Genomic DNA, 21,420 nt, shown 5'->3' with positions numbered 1-21,420 from the left:
CATTTACCTCACATGTTCCTCGTTCCAACGCGCCGCGTTGGAATACCGGGCTTGACCGCGCGGCGGTCAGCCTAGGCACCGCAGCGCGGTGCATTCGGATTACCACGCAGCGCATGGTAACCAGGGAATTGCATATTTTAATTTTGTTACCAGGAGATAAACCATGAGTATCGACTTTTCCGCTCTACACGCCGCCCCAAGACTGTTGATCGATGCCGAATTACAACCCCTGCAAGGCGCGCGTTTTCAGCCCACCGGTTTTCCCGACTTGGGCGCCGCCGTTTACGATGGGCCTAACGGTAATCGACTGCTGCTGGTGGAATCGGCGCAGAGTATGGCTAACCGGATGGAGACCGTTTGCTGGGATGCGCCGAACGATGATTGGGTTGATGCGTTAAAGGGCTTACCATTGATTAAGGTGATTGATAATCAAGGGAAACCTTTAACCAACACAGTACAGGAAGCCCACCGCCTAAACTCGGCATACGTCCTTGAGGGTAAAGACCAAACAGTTTTCGATAAATTGAAAGCCGAATTGGCGGACATGGACGAGGGAGCAGTAGATCTCAAAAAACTCGCTGCGGTCGTTCTGAGATACGACGCAAACGCCTTACTCCACGGTTTGTTTCTTGCGAAAAAAGAATTGGCCGGCGGCCGCTTACGCTTGCCGCGTGTCGTGTCTTCGTTCATCGAAGCGGAAGATGTAAATTTGGCGCAAAGCGGCGGCGTCAAAAACGACCACGTTAATCCGTCCGGTGATACCGCGAAAGGTTTCGGGAACGTTCCGTATTCGCGCAGCGACTACACCGCCCCCAAAATCACCGCTTACTTCAACATCGACCTCGCCCAAATACGCGGTTTCGGCCTGGGCAATGCAGTCGAGCAATTGCTGATCGCCTTGGCGCTTTACAAAATCCGCGCGGTTTTGGACTTCGGTTTGCGCTTGCGCACCGCCTGCGATTTGGATGTGAAAAAACTGACCGTTACCCGTCCGACCGGCTGGGAACTGCCCGAACGTAATACCCTGGAAGCCGCGATACCGGGTTTGATTGCTGCGGTTGCCGCCGAAGGCCGTTTCGCCGAACCTCGTGTGACCCAAGTATCTTGGGGTAAAAAGTAATCCCACCCGCGAGGACTAACCCATGCTTACGCTATCACTCAGCTTTCCCGGCGGGCGTTATCACGCCACACCGTGGGGTCGGCACGTCAACGAGGCCGACGTGGCTTGGCCGCCCGACCCATGGCGCTTGACCCGCGCCTTGATTGCCACCTGGTATCGCAAACTCGACCATCAGCTTTACCCTGAGACCTTGCTGACAAGCTTGCTCGGATTGCTGGCAGCCGAACCGCCGCATTACCGGCTGCCGACGGCGGTACACAGCCATACCCGGCACTACATGCCCAATCGCCAAAAATCCACGTTGATTTTCGACGCCTTTGCCCGCATCGATCCAACTGAAGCGCTGATCGTGCACTGGCCCGGATGCCAACTGAACGACGCACAAACCGCATTGCTGGACGAGCTTTTAAACTGCATCGGCTATGTCGGACGCGCCGAATCCTGGGTAGAGGCAAAACGCCTAGGCGATTGGAGCGGAGAACCAAACTGTTTTCCGGGAAGCACCCAAATCGATCAGGAAACCGGCGAGATACAGACCGAACCGGTGCATTTATACGCACCGCTTACTCCCGATGCCTACGCCAATTTCCAGCAGCAAATGCAATCCGGTTTGGCCTTACGCAAGTTGAAAACCTCCGAATTGAAAAGCATCAAGAAAACCCTGCCGATCAGTTGGTTGGCGGCGGTCGGCCTGGACACCGCCGACTTGCAAAACGCCGGCTGGAGCGCGCCGCCGGCCGCGCAAAAAATTCTTTATCAGCGCCCGATTCAGGCATTGAAAAGCAGCGTTGCCAGCCGCGCCAAACCTAAACCAAGCCCGTCCGCCGACACGGTGCGTTACGCCGTTTACGGCAAGCCGCTGATGCGCGAATTGGATACCATCAGATTTGCCGAGCACGTGCGCCGAGCGGTGATGGGTAAAGCCAAATGGACATTGGGCGAAACCGCGATTCCGCCGTTGCTGTCCGGGCATGGCTTGAATACCGATAACCGCCACTGCCACGCCTTTTTCCTGCCGCAAGCCGACTCCAACGGCCGGCTCGATCACGTGCTGATTCACGTCCCGGCCGGTATCGACGGCGACATGCGCCGGGTTTTCGGCGCTTTAAAATTGGTCAAAGGCTTTGACGGCCAGGAATGGCGCTTAATGCTGGAGCATATCGGCCAGCGTGAAGATTTTGAAAACGTCTCGCCTATCGTTCAGTCCGCCAGTGTTTGGCAATCGCGAACACCGTATCTACATCCGTGGCACTGCAAAAAAGATTTCGACATACCGGCACAGATTCGGCGGGAATTCCGAGAACGCCAGTTGGCCGAACCGACGGAAATCCGGCTGTTGCCGACCATTAAGCCTCATGGCCGCGAACTTCGGCCGATTGACTTTCAGCGCTTTCGAAGCAAAAGGGGGCTAGCGCAGCCCGATACCCGAGGCTCATTCTGGCAACTGATTTTCGCCGAACCGGTTACCGGCCCGCTGGCATTGGGCTTTGGTTGCCATTTTGGCTTGGGTTTGTTTACTCCGGTAAAAGCAAATGAATAATGGCTCACCACAACCCCATCACCCCCCGCAAACTCTTCTCCACCGCCGCCAGTTCCTCGGCGGTGACGGTGGTGAGGGGGCCTTCGCCGAAGCGGGAGCGGTCGATGGCACGCAGTTGTTCTGCCATGACGTAACTGGCGGCTTTCAACCGGCCTTGCGGTGCAATCGGTATCCGCAACGGGGCCAGGTTTGGCCGAAACTGGCTGGTCAGCGGCACCACCACGATGGTGGGCAGGCCGCCGGTATTCAGCGTATCGCCCTGCAACACCAACACCGGCCTGATTTTGCCGATTTCGGCGCCCTTGTCGGGGTTCAGATTGGCGGTCCACACCTCACCGCGTTTCATCATTCCCACCATTTTTCGTCGGGGTCGATACCGGCGGCGCGTTCATCAGCAATTATTCGGTCGAGACCATCGTCCACCGTGTCGAAATCCGCGGCAATTTGCAGCGCTTCCGCCCTGGCTTGCGGATCGTTAGCCAAAGCGCGTGCCGCCGCCACCATTTCCGCCATAAACCGCTCGCGTTTGCGGCGGGCCAGGTATTCGGTGATCGCCAGGCGGGCGATTTCCGACTGGCTTTTGCCTTCCAATTGGGCTTCGGCTTTTAGGTTGGCTTCCACATCGTCGGGTAACCGCAGGCTGATGGCAGGCATGATGGACTCCTTCAAAAGACAAAATGACAGACAAATTGTATGACAAAACGTATAACAAACCTGGTTTTTTAACATGTGCGATGTAACGACAAGCGATTGGCCCGAAGAAGCGCCTGTGCCTTTAGATCATCCGGAGATTCCGCCGTTAATCCTCGAAGCCGTTTTACAGTATTGGCAACCGGGGTATGCTTTGCATCGAATGGTCACCAAGCAAGGCTTGGAGTGGTGGCTGCTAGATACCGAAGGCGGATTGATCGAAGCGTTTTGGCTTGACTAAATTTTAAGAGCAATCGAGCGAATCATGTCCGACGACCAAGTCCCCATCCAGCTAGAACTACCGCTACCGTTCCCGGAGCTATCCGGCGACATGCCTTTATTGCCGGCGCGGATGATTAACGAATACCAGTACTGCCCGCGCTTGGCTTATCTGGAATGGGTGCAGGGCGAATGGGCGGCGTCGGCCGATACCGTGGAAGGCGATCACGCCCATCGCCGGGTGGATAAGCCGTCCAAAAGCTTTCCGGAAGCCGACGAGTTGGACGACGCCGAGAAATTGCATGGCCGCTCGATTACCCTGTCTTCCAACCGTTTAGGCTTAATCGCCAAGCTGGATTTGATCGAAGCCGAGGACGGCGTGGTCACGCCCATCGATTACAAGCGCGGCAAGCGTCCGCACGTGGCGCGCGGTGCTTACGATCCGGAGCGGGTGCAGCTTTGCGTGCAGGGCATGGTGTTGCAGGAACACGGTTATGTCTGCGAAGAAGGCGCGTTGTATTTCGTGCAAAGCCGCGAGCGGGTGCGGGTGGCTTTCGACGACGAATTAAAACAACTCACCGCCAATGCCATCAACGGTCTGCGCTTGATCGCCGCCGGCGGCCATATTCCGGAACCCTTGCAGGACAGCCCTAAGTGTTCGGGCTGCTCTTTGGTCGGCATCTGCCTGCCGGACGAAGTCAATTACCTGCGCCACGCCGACCTCGAACCCCGGCCGCTGGCGGTGATGCGCGACGAAGCCTTGCCGGTTTACGTGCAGGCCTGGAAGGCCAAGATCGGCAAGAAGGGGGAGGAGCTGGAAATCAGCATCGACGACGAAAAAGTGCAAACCGCGCGGCTGGTGGACACTTCGCAAGTGGTGGTGATGGGCAACGTCTACATCACCACGCCGTGTTTGCAGGACTTGATGAAGCGCGAAATTCCGGTCAGTTGGCACAGTCACGGCGGCTGGTTTGTCGGCCACACCATCGGCACCGGCCATAAGAACGTCGAGTTGCGCACCGCCCAGTACAAAGCCAGTTTCGACGACAAAACCTGTCTGGCAATTGCCCGCAATCTGGTGCGCGCCAAAATCCAGAATTGCCGGACCCAGGCCCGGCGCAATTGGCGCGCCGACGAGCCGGTGGAACTGTTGCTGGAACCGCTGAAGTCCCTGGCTGACAAGTCCCAGCGCGCCGCCGATTTGCCGCAATTGTTGGGTATCGAAGGCGCGGCGGCGGCCCTGTATTTCGGCGCGTTCGATAAATTGATCAAAAAACCGGACGACAGCAAGCAGATGAGCTTCGACTTCAACACCCGCAACCGGCGGCCGCCCACCGATCCGGTCAACGCCTTGCTGTCGTTTGCTTATGCCATGCTGGTACGCACTTGGACCATGAATCTGAGCGCGGTCGGTTTGGACCCGTATCGCGGCTTTTACCACCAGCCGCGTTACGGCCGGCCGGCGCTGGCGCTGGATTTGATGGAACCGTTTCGGCCCATCATCGCCGACTCCACCGTGCTGCAAGTCATCAATAATGGTGAAGTGCGGCCCACCGACTTTATCTGTGCCGCCGGCAGCGTGGCCTTGAACGAAGACGGTCGCAAGCGCTTCATCACCGCCTTCGAACGGCGCTTAAGCCAGGAAGTAACGCATCCCATCTTCGGCTACAAGGCCAATTATCGGCAGGTGTTCGAGATTCAGGCGCGCTTGTTCGGCCGCTATTTGCTCGGTGAATTGCCGGAATATCCCAACTTCACCACCCGCTGATGGCTGCCCTCGAACATTTATATATCGTGACTTACGACATCAGCGATGCCAAACGCTGGCGGCGGGTGTTTCGGCTGATGAAAGGCTATGGCGACTGGCTGCAACTGTCGGTTTTTCAATGCCGGCTCAGCCGCAAACGCCATGCGGAATTAATCGCGCTGTTGGATGGCATCATCCATCATAGCGACGACCATGTCCTGATCATCAACGTCGGGCCCGCCGAAACGGTGAAACCCTCGGTGGTCAGTTTGGGCAAGGATTTCGATGTGGTGGAACGGCAGCCGGTCATCGTCTGATGCGGATTTTCCGCCGCCGCTTTGCGAGCGCTGCGGTGCCGCGAAAAACCCCGTCAGCTCTCGCAAGCCGGCTGCTCTTTAACAATCAGGTACTTAGCAAGTTGGATTAGCGCGATGCAGACTTTTCCGCTAAAGTTGAACGGCCGTTTTCCGCAGTCCTCGCAAACGGCCCGCGCAGGCCGCGCCAACCATGGCCTCCAGCCCGCGCTGCATTCCCCGGCCTCCCGCCGGGGCCTCATTGAAGCTCAACCCTGTGCGACTAATCTAAATGTGGCTTGCACGGCATTCCCCGGCCTCCCGCCGGGGCCTCATTGAAGCATGACCTTAACTGACGTATATAACGCCTTGGCGTTGGCATTCCCCGGCCTCCCGCCGGGGCCTCATTGAAGCGATTATTCGGCGACTTGGAAAAATACAAAGCCGTCTGGGCATTCCCCGGCCTCCCGCCGGGGCCTCATTGAAGCCCGGTGATGCGGCCGGAATAAGTTTGTCCGGCGGGTGCATTCCCCGGCCTCCCGCCGGGGCCTCATTGAAGCATCCCGATACGTCACCTAGCCGATTTGCCTGTATTGCGCATTCCCCGGCCTCCCGCCGGGGCCTCATTGAAGCCTGCCGTCCTTAGTATTGAATTGTTGTTTTCACTCGAGCATTCCCCGGCCTCCCGCCGGGGCCTCATTGAAGCTTAGGCATTAAAGACATGCCGACAACGTACCACCCAGCATTCCCCGGCCTCCCGCCGGGGCCTCATTGAAGCAATGGTGCGAGAAAGCAAGAAAACCGGAGAGCATTGGCATTCCCCGGCCTCCCGCCGGGGCCTCATTGAAGCAACGGAAATTAATCCGGTTTGGCAATATCTCCGCGAGCATTCCCCGGCCTCCCGCCGGGGCCTCATTGAAGCCCGTTGCTGCCGTTCGGCCTCACGTCTACTAACCAATGCATTCCCCGGCCTCCCGCCGGGGCCTCATTGAAGCAATGGGTTTTCGCCTTCCCATAACTCAAGCCTCGCCAGGCATTCCCCGGCCTCCCGCCGGGGCCTCATTGAAGCCGGCATACTGCCCTAACGATAGTTTGAACCAGACGAGCATTCCCCGGCCTCCCGCCGGGGCCTCATTGAAGCTGTCCTTGGGCCATTGCCAAGTAATTTTACTGATTGCATTCCCCGGCCTCCCGCCGGGGCCTCATTGAAGCGTAACCTTGCTCCAAAGCTTCGATTAAACCCAGCCTGGCATTCCCCGGCCTCCCGCCGGGGCCTCATTGAAGCTTTCCGGCTTTCGCAGCCGCGAAATATTTCACCATTAGCATTCCCCGGCCTCCCGCCGGGGCCTCATTGAAGCCTCCCCGCATTGTTGACAGCCGTGTTCCCACGGATCGCATTCCCCGGCCTCCCGCCGGGGCCTCATTGAAGCAATCTAGCAAGTTATATACTCCAAAATCCTCAGTCGCATTCCCCGGCCTCCCGCCGGGGCCTCATTGAAGCTGGTCTTGCTGTTGATTCTCCTGCTGCTGTTCCTGTGCATTCCCCGGCCTCCCGCCGGGGCCTCATTGAAGCTCCATACCAACTGTCGTCTTTAGAGATTGGCAAGCCTCGCATTCCCCGGCCTCCCGCCGGGGCCTCATTGAAGCCTTAGTGCGAACATCGGCCGCGCGGGCCATTGTTTGCATTCCCCGGCCTCCCGCCGGGGCCTCATTGAAGCAATTTCTTCAGTACCAGGTTGAATATCATCGAGCAGCATTCCCCGGCCTCCCGCCGGGGCCTCATTGAAGCCCGGGTACTCGCAGCGGGCGATCAGGTCGTATTCCAAGCATTCCCCGGCCTCCCGCCGGGGCCTCATTGAAGCTAACCAAATCGCCAAAAGTAATGCCGTCGAAACTGCGGCATTCCCCGGCCTCCCGCCGGGGCCTCATTGAAGCGAGGTGTGCGATAAATGATGACGGGCTTGCAAAGTAAGCATTCCCCGGCCTCCCGCCGGGGCCTCATTGAAGCATTGACTGCGAATTGATGGCCTCATCAAACATCTTCCGCATTCCCCGGCCTCCCGCCGGGGCCTCATTGAAGCGTGGCGGGTGAAGTGCTGTCGCTGATTAGCCCGATTGGCATTCCCCGGCCTCCCGCCGGGGCCTCATTGAAGCGGTATTGCCGTGAGCGCCGAAACCGATATCGGCGGGCGCATTCCCCGGCCTCCCGCCGGGGCCTCATTGAAGCATTGCTCATATTAAAAGACGATAGCCAAAACAGCATCGCATTCCCCGGCCTCCCGCCGGGGCCTCATTGAAGCAAGCGCATTTGCTATGTGACCGGCCAAAAATGGAGCGCATTCCCCGGCCTCCCGCCGGGGCCTCATTGAAGCTATCCGCCCAATTCACCAAACAACCCCGTGCCTGGTGCATTCCCCGGCCTCCCGCCGGGGCCTCATTGAAGCACGCTCGGTTGCGAACTATCGATGCGGCGCTGGGTTGCATTCCCCGGCCTCCCGCCGGGGCCTCATTGAAGCCCCAAAACCGCGACCTATCGGACGTGGGAAGCCTTGCATTCCCCGGCCTCCCGCCGGGGCCTCATTGAAGCAGCAGCTCCGAACGCTTTTCCGATTATCGAGTGCTGGCATTCCCCGGCCTCCCGCCGGGGCCTCATTGAAGCCTGGCCGGCACTGGCTATGGCCTGGGGTTTTTCTCCTGCATTCCCCGGCCTCCCGCCGGGGCCTCATTGAAGCAAGGAACAGGGGGAAAGCTAAGTATGCGAAGCGCTGCATTCCCCGGCCTCCCGCCGGGGCCTCATTGAAGCACTTATGATTCCCAACTAATTTTTGCCATCGTTACCCTGCATTCCCCGGCCTCCCGCCGGGGCCTCATTGAAGCAGGTAAGCCGCCGTGCCATCGCTGAAAAATAGCCGGGCATTCCCCGGCCTCCCGCCGGGGCCTCATTGAAGCGTCCGGCTAATCGGTCGCCAACCGGCTGGCCGAAGGCATTCCCCGGCCTCCCGCCGGGGCCTCATTGAAGCATAAGCATCGGCGTTTCCGATTGGGTTGCTACCGGCAGCATTCCCCGGCCTCCCGCCGGGGCCTCATTGAAGCACCAAGGCCACGGCCTCGTCGCTGCCAAAGGCTTTTTGCATTCCCCGGCCTCCCGCCGGGGCCTCATTGAAGCAGTAGTGCGGTTGACGCGGGTTTTGCTGGCCACTTTGCATTCCCCGGCCTCCCGCCGGGGCCTCATTGAAGCGTCGCGGCGTTCACCGGGTCCGACGGCGGCCAACGGCATTCCCCGGCCTCCCGCCGGGGCCTCATTGAAGCGAACGCGGCAACACTACGAGGAACGCCTGCGGTTGAGCATTCCCCGGCCTCCCGCCGGGGCCTCATTGAAGCGCCTTTTGCTTTTCGTTGCTAATCTCGCGCAAGCTTTGCATTCCCCGGCCTCCCGCCGGGGCCTCATTGAAGCAGTCTGAGCCGCCGATTCGCTTTTACCTTCGATCAGGCATTCCCCGTCTTCCCGCCGGAGCACTCAGCCCGAACGGCATATCCGTGATAAATAAGGCCGGGTCAATAATCCAAGCGTGTTCCCCCCAACCATCTACCTGCTGCCAGCGTTTAATTCCACATAAAAAGTGGCTAAACCTTACGCTGTTTGGGCTAGCTGCTATGTTTAGTTGTATCGGATTTAGAGAATCCAAATGCGGGTTATGCGTTAGCTAACGGATACGGGGCGACGGTATGTCGTTCAAGTTCCCTAAATCGTGCAAATCACTATTACCGATCTTTCTGCCATGAATGACATTCTAAAGTTCCTGACCGACAATAATTTTATGCCGCATGGCTATTGCCTGAGCTGGTCGCCGGGTTTGTTGTGGACCTTTGTGATCAGCGATGGCCTGATATTTCTGTCTTACTTTTTGCTGCCGGTTGCCTTGGGTTATTTCGCGCGGCATCGGCAGGATTTTCCGTATGTCCGGGTGTTGTGGCTGTTTGTGGTGTTCATTCTGGCCTGCGGTACGACGCATCTGATGGATGTGGTGGTGATTTGGGAACCACTTTACGGACTGGATGCGTTTGCCAAAGTGGTGACGGCGATAGTTTCGGTGATAACGGTGGCGGTGCTGATACCGCTGATTCCCAAAGCGCTGCAATTGCCCAGCCCGGCGCAGTTACGCGAGGCCAACGCCCAGTTGCAGCAGGAAGTGGCCGAACGTGAGCGGGTCGAGCAGGCCCTGAAAGCGGCGAACGTATTGCTTGAGCAGGGTTTGGTGGCGGAACGTACCCAGTTGGCGGCGCTGGTCAATTCTTCCGACGATGCGATTATCGGCAAAAATTTGGACGGAATCGTTACCAGTTGGAACCCCGCGGCCGAACGTATCTTCGGTTACAGCGCCGCTGAAATTATTGGTCAGCCGATTACGCTGCTGTTTCCCGCCGAACTGGTGATCACGGAAGCCGAATTGCTCCAGCGGATTTTAAACGGCGAGCGGATCAGCAATTACGAAACCCAGCGGGTGCGTAAAGACGGCAGCCGGATCGAGGTCGCCTCGACGATTTCGGCGATCAAAGATGGCGACGGCAAGGTCATCGGCGCGTCGAAGATCGTCCGCGACATCACTGAGCGTAAGCGTATCAAGGCGGCGCTGCGGGAAAGCGAAGCTAACTTCCGTAAATTGTTCGATGTGGCGCCGGTGCCGATGGCGCTGGTCGCCGCCGACGGTACGATGCTGGCTTTGAACCAGTCTATTGCCCGGACTTTTGGTTATACCTTGTCCGACATCCCAACCGTCGAGGATTGGTGGCAACATGCGTATCCCGATCCGGTTTACCGGCAAACGGTTTTCGACACTTGGCAGAATTTGCAGCAGCGCGCGGCCGAGCAGCAGGCACCGATAGAATCTCACGAATATCAAGTGACTTGTAAAAACGGCGACGTGCGCACCGCTATCATCTCCGGGGTGACGATAGGCGACAATTTACTGGCAACGTTGATGGACATCACCGAGCGTAAGCGTGCGGAGGAGACGCTGCGCAAATTATCCCTGGTAGTCGAGCAAAGCCCGGAGAGCATCGTCATCACCGACCTGGATGCGCGCATCGAATACGTCAACGAAGCCGTGATCCAGACCACCGGCTACACGCGCTCCGAGCTGTTGGGCCAAAAAGCCAGTCTGTTTAAATCGGGCAAGACCAAGCCGGAGTATTTTGCGGTGCTTTGGGATAATTTGACGCACGGCCGGTCCTGGCAGGGCGAGTTTATCAATAAGCGCAAGGATGGCCGCGAGTTTGTGGAATCGGCTATCGTGGCGCCGATTCGCCAGCAAGACGGGCGGATTAGCCATTACATGGCGATCAAGGACGACATCAGCGAGAAGAAACAGATGCTTCAAGAGTTGGAGAGCTATCGCGAGCATCTGGAAGAATTGGTGGTTGAACGCACCGAACAATTGGCCGATGCGATGCAAGCGGCGGAAGTGGCCAATGTGTCAAAAAGTGCATTTTTGGCGAATATGAGCCACGAAATCCGCACGCCGATGAACGCGATTATTGGTTTGACGCATTTGCTGCAAAACACCACGCTGGATGCCAAGCAACGTGAACAGCTGGCGAAAATTTCGGTCGCTGCCCAGCATTTGCTGGGCATCATCAACGACATTCTGGATTTCTCCAAGATCGAAGCCGGCAAATTGGTGTTGGACATCGGCGATTTCGATCTTGACCAGGTTTTCAAAAGTTTGAACGACCTGATTTGCGACCGCGCCGCCGAGAAAGGTTTGGAAGTGATTAACCGTATCGACCCGGCGCTACCGGCGGTGTTAAGGGGCGATGCGCTGCGGCTGGGACAAATTTTGCTCAATTTTGCCAGTAATGCCGTCAAGTTTACCGACGCCGGACACATCGTGTTTCGGGCTAAATTGCTAGCCAAAAATCCGGTGGGGATTGTGGCTCGCTTCGAAATCAGCGACACCGGCATCGGCATGAATGCCGAGCAATGCAGCCGTTTGTTTCAAGCCTTCGAACAGGCCGATTCCACCACGTCGCGGCGTTTCGGCGGCACAGGTTTAGGCCTAGCCATCAGTAAGCGTCTGATCGAAATGATGGGCGGCACGGTGGGTGTGCAGAGCAACTTGGGGCAGGGCAGTACGTTTTGGCTGGAATTGCCGTTCGAGTATGCGGTGGGTTCTGCGCTGCAATTGCCTAAGCCGGATATTCGTAAAGGTTTAAAAGTATTGGTGGTAGACGATGTGGCCGAGGCCCGCGAAGCCATCGCCCACATGCTGACGCGGTTCGAGGCGCGGGTGAGCGTCGCCGATTCCGGTTTGGCGGCCGTGCAACAGGTTGCCGATGCCCGGCAAGCCGATGCACCGTTCGATCTGGTGCTGATGGACTGGATGATGCCGGGGGTGGACGGCATTCAAACCGCGCGCCGGATGGGCGAAATCCTCGGCGAGGCCTTACCGAAAATTGTCTTGGTGACCGCCTATAGTTACGACGGCAGCGCCGAGGACTTGCACAGCGTCGGGATTGTGGGGCATCTTGCCAAACCAGTGACGCTGTCGGCCTTACACGATACGATTGCCGGCGTGCTGTCGGGATGGCGGCAAAAAGCGCCCGCGGATGCGCGGCATCCGGATTTATCCCGCCTAAAAGGCCGACGGGTGTTATTGGCCGAAGACAATCTGATCAATCAGGAAGTGGCGTTGGAGTTGTTGCAAGACGCCGGTTTGCTAGTCGATTTGGCCGAAAACGGCCGGATCGCTTGCGATATGGCCGCCAAACAGTTGTACGACCTGATTCTGCTGGACGTGCAAATGCCGGAGATGGATGGTATGGCCGCCAGTCTGGCGATCAGGCGTATGCCGGGGCGGGAAAAGACGCCGATATTGGCCATGACCGCCAATGCCTTCGACGAAGATCGGCGCGCCTGTCTGAGCGCCGGGATGAATGACCATATTCCCAAACCGGTGAATCCGGAGGTGCTGTACGACGTGATGTTACGCTGGATGCCGCCTTTGCCGCCCAGCCCGCCCGCCCGCGTTCATAAAACCCCGGATGAGCAAAACGAGGGCAACGCGGCGCTGCTCGAGCGTTTGGCGAACATTCCGGGCCTGGATTTGCAGGCCGGTTTACACAATCTGCAACACAAGCTGCCGTTTTATTTGCGCCAGTTACGCCATTTCGCGCAGCGGCATGCGGCCGAAGCCGACAATATCCGGCATTTGTTGGCAGTGGGCGATTGGGAGTCCGCACAAAGAGCCGCGCATTCCTTAAAAAGCAGTGCCGCAACCTTGGGAATAACCCACATCCGGGAGACCGCCGAGGGTATTGAGATCACGTTAAAACAGCGCGCGGCCGCAGCGGCCGAGTCCTTGCAATTTCCGCTCAAACAATTGACGGAGCAACTCGCCTGGTTTATTGCGCAGATTCTCGATGTGTTGCCGGCTGAACCTGCGCTTCAAGACATTTCGCCGCCCACCTATTCCGAGGAAGCGCTACGTGCGGTGGTCGAAGGCCTGCGGATATTACTGGAGGAGGGCAATATTCAATCGCAAGTTTATGTACAAAACCATCGGGAGCAATTACGGCAAGCTTTTGGCGGCGAGGGTGTCGCATCGTTGCTGCGGCATGTCGAGGTGTTTGCTTTCGACCAAGCCTTGGATGTTTTGCAGCGCGATCCGCACCTTTAGCCGGCTCAGACGGGTTTACCCATTTTTACAATTTACCTGCGCCGCTTGATACCGCTGTCGGCGATAATGCCGCTCTCGAACCTGTCGCCGATTTTTTGCCGGAGTTGCAAAGTCATGTCCCACGCTAATAAATTTTTTATGAATCCGGCCCTGTTTATCATGGGTATGCCGTTCCGGCTGGGTGCCTCCACGCCCAGGCGGTGGTGTCCTTCGATAAACTCCGTACCTTCAAGGGCGGGATTTGAGGGCTGGGTTAGCCATAAAGCGTGCCGATTGCTGTTGGCCTTTACGCTCATGCTGTTAGCGGCTTGTTCCTCCAGGCCGCCGCTGACCAGCCAGGAAGATCAGCAAGAAAAATTGAGTGAAATATTGAGCAACGGCGGCTACAAAACCGCGCGGAATTTTCCGGTGGATGTTACGCACGATGTCTGGATTTATCAGCAAACGGAACTGGAAGTAGAGCTGGTCGGGCCGAGTGCGCCGGGAAGCTATCCGTTGATTATTTATCTGCCCAGTTTGGGCGAAGATGCTAAAGCCGGGCGTTTATGGCGGGAAACCTGGGCCAAGGCGGGCTACCTGGTGTTTAGCATGCAGCCGGTGCCGGTCAGCCAAGCCTTGAAGGCCTTGGAGGCGGAGCGGCGCTTCGATGACCCGGAGGAGATTCCGGACGACGAAAATGCGGAGCTGGCTGATGAAAATATGGCGTTGCGACCGGAGCCGACTAGCGGCGGTTGGTTTGGTGACAAGCCGCGTCGGCAATCGCGGACGGCTAGGGAAAGCGAATTGCGTTATGTCGGTCATCAATACTTTGGCATGGAGAATCTGAAAACCCGCTTGGCTCAACTATTTTGGGCCTATGCGCAACTGCAAACGCGCGCCGGCTTACGGCAACCTTTGTATGCGTCTGCCGATTTCAGCAAGGTGATACTGGCGGGCTACGACCTGGGTGCGCAAACCGTGACGGCAGCCTTGGGCGAGAATTTTGGTAGCGGTTTGCCGCGCGGGGACCAGCTTAGGCCGGTGGCGGCGATGGTGTTAAGTCCGTCGGTGGATTTGGCGGAAGGCAATGTGCGCAGCCGGTTTCAAGCTTTGCGTCTGCCGATGCTGACGATTACCGGCAGCGAAGATAACGATCCTTACGCGATTAGTTCCGCCGCCGTGCGTACGGCGGTTTGGGAACAGGCTCCGGCCGGCGGCAAATATCTATTGTTATTGCGCGGCGCCGGGCATCGTTTGCTGTCAGGCAATGAGTTGGGTGGGCGGTTTGGCTTGAGCGGGGAGCGGCGCGGCGACTTCGGCATGGATTCCGGCGGCGGTCCGGGCGGACATAGTGGCGGCGGGCGGCGCGGCATGAGCGCTGGCGGTGCAGGCGGCGGCTTATTTGGCAAAACAGAGCGCCGCGATCCGAACTTGGGTTATAAACAAGTGGCAGCCATCGCCAGTGTGTCCAGCGCATTTTTGGATATGCTGATTAAAAAAGACGAGTTTGCCCAAGCCTGGCTGAATGAAAAAGCCGGCAAATGGCTGGATAGGGCGGGTACATTACAAACGCGATAGCCTGCAAAACCTGGGCGTATCGCCTGTTAGCCTTGCCAGTGGACGCGGGCGAAAGCTTGCCCGACCGCTGTGTTTTGCGGGCTAGAGTCCGGTTCACTGTGGCAGTTACCGCGGGCGAATTAAGTCAGGCCAACCAGCGGGCACGTAATTGCTCACGATGGATATACAGCCATTGGATGGCGAGGATGGGGATGCCGGATTCGATTTTGCCGTCTTCCAGCATTTGAAATGCCTCGTCGAATTTGACGGTTGTGACGCGAATGTCTTCATCTTCCTCGTCCAGACCGTGAATGCCGCCGACCCGGCTGCTATCGACCCGGCCGCAGAACAGGGTAATCCACTCCGATGAGCCGCCTGGGGTGGTGAAGAACTGTCTGATTTCTAAGAGTTCTGCAATCTCGCAGCCGGCTTCCTCGCGGGCTTCGCGATAAGCGACTTCTTCAGCGGTTTCACCTACTTCAATCGCACCGGCTACAATTTCCAGCTGCCAAGCCCGTTCGGGTTGCAGGACCGCGCCGACGCGAAATTGTTCTATCAATACCACTTCGTCGCGGTCCGGATCGTACAGCAGCACGGCCACGCAATTGCCGCGGCGGAACAATTCGCGCTTTAAAGGGGGGCTCCAACCGCCGTTGAACAGCGTGTGTTTCAGGGTGTATTGCTCCAGCCGGAAAAAGCCTTCATACACTAACTGCGTATCCAGTATTTGAAATTGTTTGTCGCTCATCGGCCGTAGCTTACCCGGTAGATGACGCCCAAACTGTCGTCGCTGATCAATAAGCTGCCGTCCGGCATTTGCAGAATGTCGTTCGGCCGTCCCAGTACTTGGCCGTCCGCTGTCAGCCAACCGCTGATGAAGGGTAGTTCGTTATAGGCTTGGCCTTCGCGGAATTTGACCACATTGACCTGGTAACCTTGCGGCACAGTGCGGTTCCAAGAGCCATGTTGGGCGACGAATAGCTGCCGGAAATAAGTGTCCGGAAATTGTTTGCCGGTATAAAAACGCATACCGAGCGGGGCGATGTGGGCTTTATATTTCCAGGCAGGCGCTTTAAATTTGTAGCATTGTTTATCGCCGATATACTCCGGGTCGGCAAGGGTCCCGGCATGGCAATACGGGAAGCCGAAATGCTCGCCTTTTTGGTTCCATTCGTTCAGTTCGTCCGGCGGCATGTCATCGCCCAGATAATCGCGGCCGTTGTCATTGAAAAACAGATGGCCGCTGCGGGTTTCCCAATCGAACCCCACCGTGTTACGGATGCCGCGCGCCAGGATTTCCATATCGCTACCATCCGGATCCAGGCGAATTAGCGAGCCGTAAATCGGTTTGTCCGGGTCGCAGACGTTACAAGGCGCGCCGACGGCGGTGTATAACTTGCCGTCGGGTCCGAAGCGCAAATATTTCCAGCCATGGTGGCGGTCGGAGGGAAACTGGTCGAATACTGTGACCGCTTTGGGCGGGCTGGCCAAGCGCTGACCAACCTCGTCGAAACGAATGATGCGGTGAATTTCAGCGACATATAACGTGCCGTCTTTGTAAGCCACGCCATTGGGTAGATTGAGCTGTTGAATGATCAGATATTTTTGTTCGGCAACACCGTCGCCATCCTTATCCTGTACCGCATAGACGCTGCCTTGGCGGGAACCGACATAGACCACGCCATTGTCGCCCAGCGCCATTTGCCGGGCATTGGGCACGTCGTCGGCGAATATTCTGATATTAAAACCCGGCGGCACACGTAATTGTTTTAGCACGGCCTCTTGTTCGGGGGTGGCTGCCAGGCATAGCGGTGTAGCGGCAAACAGCATCAATAGCGACTTTATAATTCTCATTTTTATGTCCCTCAAGTAAACTTTGGCAGATGTTAACACTCTATAGCCTTGAATTTAATCTTTGGGCTCCCCAGATTAAACCCACTTTATAACAACATAGGAAAGTTACGCCATGATGAGAATATTGCTGTTTTTGGCCACCAACGTGGCCATTATGATCGCGATCAGCATCATATTTAGTATATTTGGCTTGCAAGGCGCGCTGGATGCTCAAGGAGTCAACTTGAACATCGAAGGCCTGCTGGCGATGTCAGCGGTTATCGGTATGACCGGTTCGGTGATTTCATTGTTCATGTCCAAATGGTCGGCTAAAAGCTCGATGGGGGTGCATGTCATCGAACGGCCGCAAAACCAAACCGAACAATGGTTGGTCAGCGTGGTCGAGCGCCAAGCTCGTCAAGCAGGTATCGGCATGCCGGAAGTGGGTATTTTCGATGCGCCGGAAGCCAACGCCTTTGCCACCGGCGCTAACCGTAACAATGCTTTGGTGGCGGTCAGTACCGGTTTGCTGCGCAGCATGAATGCCGATGAAGTGGAAGCGGTGGTCGGCCACGAGATTAGCCACGTCGCCAATGGCGATATGGTGACGATGGCCTTGATGCAAGGCGTGGTAAATACCTTCGTGTATTTCTTTGCCACCATCATCGGCTATGTGGTTGACCGGGTCGTATTTAAAACCGAACGCGGTTACGGTCCGGCGTATTATGTGACGCAAATGGTCGCGCAAATCGCCTTGTCGATTTTGGCGTCGATGCTGGTGATGTGGTTCTCGCGTTATCGCGAATTTCGCGCCGACGCGGGCGGTGCTAACTTGGCCGGCCGGCAAAAAATGATAGGTGCGTTGCGCGCCTTGCAGCGTGCGCATGAACCCGCCGAATTGCCTGGCGAATTGGCGGCGTTTGGCATCAATGGCGGTGGCGTGCAACGCTTGTTTATGAGCCATCCGCCTTTGGAAGAGCGCATCGCCGCTTTGCAAAACATGCGTTAGAACGCTCCCTTGCCGCGCCGGGTCAACCGGCGCGGCTTTTTTATGGCTAATCAATTCATTCGCTTCAAACTTGATTTAAGTTACGACCAATATCTGGCTGTTTATCAAGGCGTCGCCAAAACCGTGGTGACGATTGCCGATGACGGCCGGCGCATCGTCTTTCCCGCTGGCAATATTCAGCGGTATCTAAGCAAAACCGGCATTCATGGCCATTTTGAAATGGAACTGGGGGCAGGGAATAAGTTTGTCGGCATCAAAAAGCTGGCGTGACGGCTTAAATCTTAGCCATGTTCGCGTTAATCGTTGATGTCGTCCCGGCGGACTGGCGGGACCCGGAAACCCCGAGTGCACTGGATTTCGGCAATCCACGCCAATGATGGCGTTGACGATCCTTCAATGGCTAACGCAAACATTGCTTAAATCTTTCCGCTATCCCCTCAAGTTAACCATCATCCAAGTTCGCGCCGGCCAACATGCGTCCGGTTTGGTACAGCACCCGCTCGACTTGGCGCTCCGAGATCTGTAATTCGGCGGCAATGTGCTGATGGCGCTTGCCGTCTAGCCGACGCAAGCACCAGATTTGCCGATTGAGCGCGGGTAAGCCGCGCAGCCAGCTTTCGGCCGCCAACCATTGCTGCTCGCCTTGCACCAACCGCTCAGGTAAAGGACAGGGACATTGCCAGTCCTGGTCCAGCGCCCCGCCGTCCCGCGCCTGTTGCCGGGCTTTGCTGCGCAAATAATCCAAAGCCAGGTTGCCGGCCACCCGGTACAGAAATGCCCGGCAATTGGTGATGGCATCCTGCCCTGCATAGTCGGCAATATGCAAAAAGGTATCTTGCAGTAAGTCGGCTGCCGCCTCCCGGCAATTGACCTGGCGCAGCAGAAATTGCTGTAGCTCGGCTTGGTGGCGTAAATACGCGGCGGTTAAGGGTGGATAATGATCGTTCAACATTGGGCACGCCTAATTTTGCCGCATTTATAGCTGTACGTTGACGCTCGTGAGCACCGAGCAACGCTATTCGCTTGGTGAGCAAGCCACCGGCAACCTAACAGTGATTTAAAAACGATCACTTCCTGATGGGCAATCAGTAGGGTGGATAAGCCGTGCGCATCCACCAAACTTTCCGGATGCGCTTCGCTTATCCAGGGCGTAAGTTGGGGTGAGGTAACGAACCCCAACACGACAACCGTTAAACCACCAGCCAAACATCAAAGCGAGACATCGCGACCCAAAAAATTATCAGCAAGGGGCAACGGGCCAACCGGTCAAAAATGTTGGGGTTCGTTACCTCACCCCAACGGTCCTAATACTCGATCCGGACCGATCCTAAAAACGACCGCGGCGCCCCAATTGAAACATCGGTTCCGGTATTGCTGCCGGCAAAGTAATAGTTGTCCGTCAGGTTATCGATATTCAGTTGCGTGGTTAGTTTTGCCTTGCCCAGCTTCATCGAATAACTAGTCATTAGATTGACCAGCACATAACCCGGTATTTGGTAGCTGTTGGCCCAATTGCCCTGGCGCTCGCTCAAAGCGGTAATGCCGCCGCCAAATTTAAAGCCTTTCAAATCGCCATCGAGAAACTCGTAAGAACTGAACAAACTGCCCATGTTGTGCGGCGCGTTAGGCATGCGATTGCCTTGAAAACCTGTGCCGCCGTCCCACCCGACATCGTGCGTGGTATTGGCGAAAAACAAGTGGCTGTAGCCGCCAATCACCCTCCAACCCGGCAATAATTCGCCGGAAATATCCAGTTCCACACCACGGCTTTGTGCTTCGCCGACTGATCGCATCAATAATGAGTTATTGGGGTCCGGTGTAGCCATGTTTTGCTTGGTTAAATCGAAATACGCTACCGTGGCGCTAAATTTTCCGTCCAACAGCTCTGTTTTCGTTCCTAGTTCCCACTGCTGCGCGGTTTGCGCCGGCAGAATGCCGCCCATGCCGTTAATCCCGTTTTGAGCGCCGAAGTTTTCGGTGTAACTGCCGTAAAACGATAATTCTGGAATCGGTCGCCAGAGCAGGCCACCGCGCGGACTCACCCGATTTTCGTTGCCGGCTTTGGCATGGGTCAGATGATCGAACTGGTCGGCTTGGTCGTAACGAAACCCGCCCAAGGCAAACACGTTAAATGGCAATTCGATTTGGTCCTGAAAATACAATCCGTGCCAGGATGTGGTGTTATCGACTCCAAAGCTGACGCGATTATTCACATCGATACCGTCAAAACCGACCGTGTTATAAGCCGGATTAAATAAGTTAAAGGTGCCCGGAATGAAGCGTACGTCGAAAGGATCCTTGGCGTCAGACCGGTAATAATCGCCGCCCAGGAGCAGGGTGTTTTTTAAACCCCAAATATCGAACTTACCGCTTAAATTCATTGAGGTAAAGTAGTTGTCGGTCGAGGCCTGCTGGCGTTCGTAACCGCGCGATACATTGCCGTCGGCGTCGGCCAAACCCATCAACCAAGCGTCTCGAATATCAGCGTTAATGCCGGTGTAATAAAAGCGGTGAGATAGCGTCCAGTTGTCGTTAAAACCGTGCGACCAGTTGAATCCAGCCAGAATGCGGTCACCTTTATTCGAATTCCAACCCGGCTCCCTGGCCGTCAAATTGCGGGAAAACTTTGGGAGATAAGCGGACGTGCCGTTGGAAAGCGCAGTGACGATGGCGCCAGGCGTTTCATCGAAACGTTGGTATTCCATTTCCGCGGTCAGTTGTGTGCGCGGGCCGATAAGCCACTTTACGGTGGGCGCGACGAAGAAGCGGTCGCTGTCGACAAAATCGGCAAAGGAGCCTGCTCCTTCGTAGGCGGCGTTCAGGCGATACAACACCTCGCCGCCTTTGCTAATAGGGCCCGTAGCGTCGATCGTGGTCCGGTAAAAGTCGAACGAGCCGAATTGTTGCTGCAAGGAATAATACGGGGTTGCCAAGGGTTGTTTCGTAACTAAATTAACGATACCGCCCGGTTCGACCCGGCCGAACAACAGCGAACCCGGCCCCTTCAACACTTCTATACGTTCCAGATTGGCGGTATCGCGCTTACTGGAAAATGCATTGCCGCCGTTTTGCGGAACCGGATTGCCGTCGCGGTAAAACAGAATGTCGTTGCCGGTCGAGAAACCCCGGATACTAAAACTATCGCGCAAACCCGCACTCGATGATTCTTGCACTACCCCCGCGACGTTTTGTAGGGCTTTTTCGATCCGAACGACTTGCTGGTCTTCCATGACCTGCTTCGGCACCGCCTTGACCGAATACGGCGTTTCCATAATCGGCGTATCGGTTTTGGTGGCGGTGGATGCATTCGGTAAGTTGTAGTCAGGGTTGTAGGGATCAGTCGAATCATAAACCGCCTTCCCAGTAACCGTCACCGCCGGCAAAGTCGATGCCGCATTGCTTCCCGTTTCTGCAGCCTTAACTGCCACCGCATCCTCCGCCGTAAAGATATAGGTCAAGCCCGTGCCGGTCAGTAATTTCTGCAAGGCTTCCCGCGCGGTAAAGTCACCTTGAATGCCGCTGGTTTGCTTGCCTTTCAGCGCGTCACCATCACTAAAGATTTGGATGTGGGTTTCCGCTGCCAGTGCTTTCAAGGCATCACTCATGCTTTGTGGGGCAATGCTCAGGTGATGGGTCTGCGATTCGGCAAGCGCTGCGCCTGTTGCCGTCAAGATTGCCAGTGCCAGCAGGCTGCGACGCGGTTTCCATGTGAATTTTTTCATTCTTGATCCTCTGATTGCTGAAAGGTCTGTGCCGT

15 protein-coding genes and 1 CRISPR repeat array are annotated in these 21,420 nt (G+C 56.6%); of the genes, 9 read left to right on the top strand and 6 right to left on the bottom strand.

Annotated features, from left to right (window positions below):
- Positions 1 to 163 precede the first annotated feature (163 nt).
- Both cas7u and csb2 read left to right on the top strand, forming a co-directional pair.
- Complete coding sequence (gene cas7u, locus DDY07_RS14490; RefSeq protein ID WP_171696379.1) at positions 164 to 1,120, top strand: type I-U CRISPR-associated RAMP protein Csb1/Cas7u; 957 nt, start codon at positions 164 to 166, stop codon at positions 1,118 to 1,120.
- A gap of 22 nt (positions 1,121 to 1,142) precedes the next feature.
- Positions 1,143 to 2,660: a type I-U CRISPR-associated protein Csb2 gene (gene csb2 / locus DDY07_RS14485; protein ID WP_171696378.1), complete on the top strand. Its 1,518-nt coding sequence runs from the start codon at positions 1,143 to 1,145 to the stop codon at positions 2,658 to 2,660.
- A gap of 4 nt (positions 2,661 to 2,664) precedes the next feature.
- Here the strand turns inward: csb2 and DDY07_RS14480 are convergent, their stop codons facing one another.
- Positions 2,665 to 3,006, bottom strand: coding sequence for a type II toxin-antitoxin system PemK/MazF family toxin (locus tag DDY07_RS14480; RefSeq protein ID WP_253734493.1), 342 nt, complete (start codon positions 3,004 to 3,006; stop codon positions 2,665 to 2,667).
- Positions 3,006 to 3,314 (bottom strand): ribbon-helix-helix protein, CopG family, encoded by a 309-nt coding sequence (locus DDY07_RS14475; protein WP_171696376.1) that lies wholly within the window; start codon positions 3,312 to 3,314, stop codon positions 3,006 to 3,008. The genes DDY07_RS14480 and DDY07_RS14475 overlap by 1 nt, the downstream gene beginning before the upstream one ends.
- A gap of 73 nt (positions 3,315 to 3,387) precedes the next feature.
- Between DDY07_RS14475 and DDY07_RS14470 the strand changes: the two genes are divergently transcribed.
- From DDY07_RS14470 to DDY07_RS14450, 5 genes are all read left to right on the top strand, one after another.
- Entirely contained in the window at positions 3,388 to 3,591 is a 204-nt protein-coding gene (locus DDY07_RS14470) for a hypothetical protein (RefSeq protein ID WP_171696375.1), read from the top strand.
- 24 nt (positions 3,592 to 3,615) lie between these two features.
- Positions 3,616 to 5,337 carry a CRISPR-associated endonuclease Cas1 gene (cas1, locus tag DDY07_RS14465; RefSeq protein WP_171696374.1) on the top strand — a complete coding sequence of 574 codons (1,722 nt, stop codon included), beginning with the start codon at positions 3,616 to 3,618 and terminating at the stop codon, positions 5,335 to 5,337.
- A complete protein-coding gene (cas2, locus tag DDY07_RS14460) occupies positions 5,337 to 5,633 on the top strand; it encodes a CRISPR-associated endonuclease Cas2 (RefSeq protein ID WP_171696373.1) in 297 nt (98 codons plus the stop codon). The genes cas1 and cas2 overlap by 1 nt, the downstream gene beginning before the upstream one ends.
- A gap of 209 nt (positions 5,634 to 5,842) precedes the next feature.
- A CRISPR array of direct repeats spans positions 5,843 to 9,135; the repeat unit is 36 nt; unit sequence GCATTCCCCGGCCTCCCGCCGGGGCCTCATTGAAGC.
- A 253-nt stretch (positions 9,136 to 9,388) separates the two neighbouring features.
- Entirely contained in the window at positions 9,389 to 13,285 is a 3,897-nt protein-coding gene (locus tag DDY07_RS14455) for a PAS domain S-box protein (protein ID WP_171696372.1), read from the top strand.
- A 114-nt stretch (positions 13,286 to 13,399) separates the two neighbouring features.
- The gene (locus DDY07_RS14450; protein ID WP_171696371.1) at positions 13,400 to 14,842 is read left to right on the top strand and encodes a hypothetical protein; all 1,443 of its coding nucleotides are present in this window, start codon (positions 13,400 to 13,402) and stop codon (positions 14,840 to 14,842) included.
- A 124-nt stretch (positions 14,843 to 14,966) separates the two neighbouring features.
- On the opposite strand, the gene DDY07_RS14445 is transcribed toward DDY07_RS14450, so the two are convergent.
- Both DDY07_RS14445 and DDY07_RS14440 read right to left on the bottom strand, forming a co-directional pair.
- A complete protein-coding gene (locus DDY07_RS14445; RefSeq protein ID WP_171696370.1) occupies positions 14,967 to 15,569 on the bottom strand; it encodes an NUDIX domain-containing protein in 603 nt (200 codons plus the stop codon).
- The gene (locus DDY07_RS14440) at positions 15,566 to 16,675 is read right to left on the bottom strand and encodes a sorbosone dehydrogenase family protein (RefSeq protein WP_171696369.1); all 1,110 of its coding nucleotides are present in this window, start codon (positions 16,673 to 16,675) and stop codon (positions 15,566 to 15,568) included. Before DDY07_RS14440 ends, DDY07_RS14445 begins: the two co-directional genes overlap by 4 nt.
- 112 nt (positions 16,676 to 16,787) lie before the next feature.
- Here DDY07_RS14440 and htpX point away from each other — a divergent pair, with 112 nt between their 5' ends.
- On the top strand, positions 16,788 to 17,663 hold the full coding sequence (gene htpX / locus DDY07_RS14435) for a protease HtpX (protein WP_171696368.1): 876 nt from the start codon (positions 16,788 to 16,790) through the stop codon (positions 17,661 to 17,663).
- A gap of 42 nt (positions 17,664 to 17,705) precedes the next feature.
- On the top strand, positions 17,706 to 17,933 hold the full coding sequence (locus DDY07_RS14430) for a DUF2835 domain-containing protein (protein WP_171696367.1): 228 nt from the start codon (positions 17,706 to 17,708) through the stop codon (positions 17,931 to 17,933).
- A 172-nt stretch (positions 17,934 to 18,105) separates the two neighbouring features.
- Here DDY07_RS14430 and DDY07_RS14425 read toward each other — a convergent pair whose 3' ends face one another.
- Both DDY07_RS14425 and DDY07_RS14420 read right to left on the bottom strand, forming a co-directional pair.
- On the bottom strand, positions 18,106 to 18,615 hold the full coding sequence (locus DDY07_RS14425; RefSeq protein WP_101052162.1) for an RNA polymerase sigma factor: 510 nt from the start codon (positions 18,613 to 18,615) through the stop codon (positions 18,106 to 18,108).
- Positions 18,616 to 18,967: 352 nt separating this feature from the next.
- Complete coding sequence (locus tag DDY07_RS14420) at positions 18,968 to 21,385, bottom strand: TonB-dependent receptor (RefSeq protein ID WP_171696366.1); 2,418 nt, start codon at positions 21,383 to 21,385, stop codon at positions 18,968 to 18,970.
- Positions 21,386 to 21,420 lie beyond the last annotated feature (35 nt).

The sequence above is a fragment of the Methylomonas sp. ZR1 genome, from assembly GCF_013141865.1.
GTDB lineage: Bacteria > Pseudomonadota > Gammaproteobacteria > Methylococcales > Methylomonadaceae > Methylomonas.
This window is presented reverse-complemented; position numbering and strand designations above follow the sequence as displayed.